General features: G+C 67.7%; 3 protein-coding genes and 1 pseudogene. 2 read left to right on the top strand and 2 right to left on the bottom strand.

Going from position 1 to position 2797, the window contains the following annotated elements:
* Nucleotides 1-362: pseudogene (locus AB0J68_RS30450) on the top strand (SAM-dependent methyltransferase); the annotation flags it as partial.
* 157 nt (nt 363-519) lie between these two features.
* A complete protein-coding gene (locus AB0J68_RS30445; RefSeq protein WP_363942135.1) occupies nt 520-1965 on the top strand; it encodes an RICIN domain-containing protein in 1446 nt (481 codons plus the stop codon).
* 120 nt (nt 1966-2085) lie between these two features.
* Here the strand turns inward: AB0J68_RS30445 and AB0J68_RS30440 are convergent, their stop codons facing one another.
* On the bottom strand, nt 2086-2259 hold the full coding sequence (locus tag AB0J68_RS30440) for a hypothetical protein (protein WP_354856562.1): 174 nt from the start codon (nt 2257-2259) through the stop codon (nt 2086-2088).
* On the bottom strand, nt 2256-2474 hold the full coding sequence (locus AB0J68_RS30435; protein WP_354856560.1) for a flavin reductase: 219 nt from the start codon (nt 2472-2474) through the stop codon (nt 2256-2258). Before AB0J68_RS30435 ends, AB0J68_RS30440 begins: the two co-directional genes overlap by 4 nt.
* Nucleotides 2475-2797 lie beyond the last annotated feature (323 nt).

Here is a 2797-nt window from a genome sequence, read left to right as displayed (position 1 = left end):
TCTGGGAGGGGGTCGTGCCGTACCTGACGGCTGCCGAGGTGTCCACGACGGTCGCCGCGCTCGCCGTCTGCTCTGCGCCGACGAGTCGCCTCATCGTCAACTTCCAGCTCCCCGGGAAGTCGCTGACGCTGGGCCGGCTCGTCGCACGCGTGCTGATGGCGTCCACCGGCCGGCGCAGTTTCTGGGCGACCGAGCCGTGGCGCTCGACCTGGACGCCGGCCGCCATGACCGCCCTGCTCGCCCGGCACGGCTTCACCGTCACCGGCGACCACGACCTGCTCGACACGGCGCGGGCACTCGCCCTGCCGATCCGCCGTGCGTCACTCGCCCACAGCCGGGTGATGGTCGCGGATCGCGCCTGACCCCGGTGGGACTCACTGGCTCCCACAACGGCACCAGCCGGCGGATGAGGTCGTCGACGACGACAGATGTACATTCATGGATGGATTGGTTCGGACGGTGGCGCCGTCGTCCGCAGTCGGCGGCGGGTCGCCGCCCGCCCACGGAAGGACGAACGTAGTGAGACGCAACAGACGGCTTGCATCCCTGATGGCGGCGCTCACCCTGGTCGGAACGGCGATCGTGGCGGTAACCACCATGGCCGCCGCCCCGGCCCAGGCCGCGCCGGTCACGATCTCCAACGGCACACAGTTCACCGACACCGCCGGCAACCTGCTGCACGCGCACGGCGGTGGGGTGCTCAAGGTCGGCGACTACTACTACTGGTTCGGTGAGAACCGCAACGCCAACAACACGTTCCGGGCCGTCTCCGTCTACCGCTCCACCAACCTGCGCGACTGGGAGTTCCGCAACAACGTGCTGACCCAGTCGTCGGCGGCGGAACTGCAGTCGGCCAACATCGAGCGGCCGAAGGTCATCTACAACGCCAGCACCAACAGGTACGTGATGTGGATGCACAAGGAGAACGGCAGCGACTACGGCGAGGCCAGGGCCGCCGTCGCCTCCTCGGCCACCGTGGACGGCACCTACACGTACCACGGCAGCTTCCGGCCGCTGGGAAACATGTCGCGAGACATCACGCTCTACAACGACGGCGGTACCGCCTACATGGCCTCCGCCGGTGACGAGAACCGCGACCTGCTCATCTATCGCCTCACCGCCGACTATCTCTCCGTGGCCACGCTGGTCGGCAACTTCTGGAACGACGGCAACCGTGAGGCACCGGCTCTGTTCAAGCGCGGTAGCACCTACTTCCTGCTCACCTCGGGCCTGACCGGTTGGAGCCCGAACCAGGCCAGGTACGCCACGGCGTCCAGCATTTCCGGCCCGTGGACCGGCATGACCAACGTCGGGGACTCGACCACTTTCCGCTCCCAGTCGGCCTTCGTGCTCCCCATCCAGGGCACGTCGTCGACGAGCTACCTCTACCTCGGCGACCGCTGGGCCGGCGCCTGGGGCGGGCCGGCCAACGACTCCCAGTACGTGTGGTTGCCGATCGCCTTCCCTTCGGCCACGACCATGAGCCTGACCTGGTATCCCACCATCACCATCGACGCCGCCGCGGGCACCGTCACCGGGGAGGCGCCGCTCTACTACCGCATCACCAACCGCAACAGCGGCAAGGTGGTCGACGTGCTGGACCAGGCCGTCACCGACAACGCCGAAGTCAAACAATGGTCCTGGAACGGGGGCGCGAACCAGAAGTGGGAGTTCCGCGACGCCGGCAGCGGCTACTTCCGGATCGTCAACCAGAACAGCGGCAAATGCCTCGACGTCGCCGACGCCTCCACCGCCAACAACGCCAACGTCATCCAGTACAGCTGTGGCGGGGGCACCAATCAGCAGTGGCAGTGGGTCGCCACCGGCAACTACTACCAGCTGCGCGCCCGACACAGCGGCAAGTGCCTGGACGTGGTGAGCAGCGGCACCGCAGACGGCACCGACATCACCCAATACACCTGCGGAACCGGCACCAACCAGCAGTGGACCCGCACCCAGTCCTGACATCGCCGTCACGTAGAGACGGCCTTGAGGCAACTACGGACGGCTTGGTGCGAGGTCGGACGGCTTGCTGCAACACTTCTCGGCTCGGTTCGGCTGGCCGGTTGCTGTACTTCGCTGCCGTCAGACGAGGCGCTGGATGCGGACCTTCGGGCGCTCGTTCCTGAGGTGGCCCTGCTTGTGTTGGTGGACCTGCTCATCCCAGACTTCCTGGTCGTAGTCCGGGTTCGGTGGGATCCACTTGTGCGAGCCGTCGCTGTAGTGGAACTTCTCGTCGCCAGGCCGCAGGATGCTCATCGCGTCCAGCCGAGGAAGCGGTAGTGCAGGTGACTGGCGGGAACGTGGACCAGGTCCTGCGCGGCGTCGACGAGATGGGCGGCCAGGTAGAGGGCCAGCGACACTCGGGCTCGGTCGTATTCGGCCCGCAGCTCTCGGCGCCGGGTCTCGCATGGCCACTCCCCCGCACAGGCGCCGCACGTCCAGGCCGGCTTGGTCGGGTGGTGAGTGGTCACTGCGGGCCATCCTGGCTGGGCCAGTGGCCGCGGTTGATCGGAATGCGGTGGCGGCTTCGACATGGCAGCTCGCCTCCGCAGCGGCAGATGCGCCGCCAATGCCGCCAGGACCAGACGGGCCGGTGACGGCGAGCCAAAGTCAGCGCCACCGCCAAGACGTACTCGTCGTACGAGACTCGCTTCACCAGCTCGCCACTCCCGCTCGCGCCGTGGTCTGCCGTGCTGCCCAAGCCAAAGGACACACTGCCGCCTCCTCGTGCCGCAGCAATCTGGAGGCGTGGATGCCCGAGGCGTGGATGTCCGGCGCGTCCCCCCGCCTCGGG

This window comes from Micromonospora sp. NPDC049580 (assembly GCF_040675595.1).
Taxonomy (GTDB): domain Bacteria; phylum Actinomycetota; class Actinomycetes; order Mycobacteriales; family Micromonosporaceae; genus Micromonospora.
Note: the sequence above shows the minus strand (reverse complement) of the source record. Positions and strands in the feature narration are given on the sequence as shown.

Coding starts and splice junctions, on each gene's coding strand:
- AB0J68_RS30440 (WP_354856562.1), bottom strand. CDS start 2,259: ATGAGCATCCTGCGGCCTGGCGACGAGAAGTTCCACTACAGCGACGGC.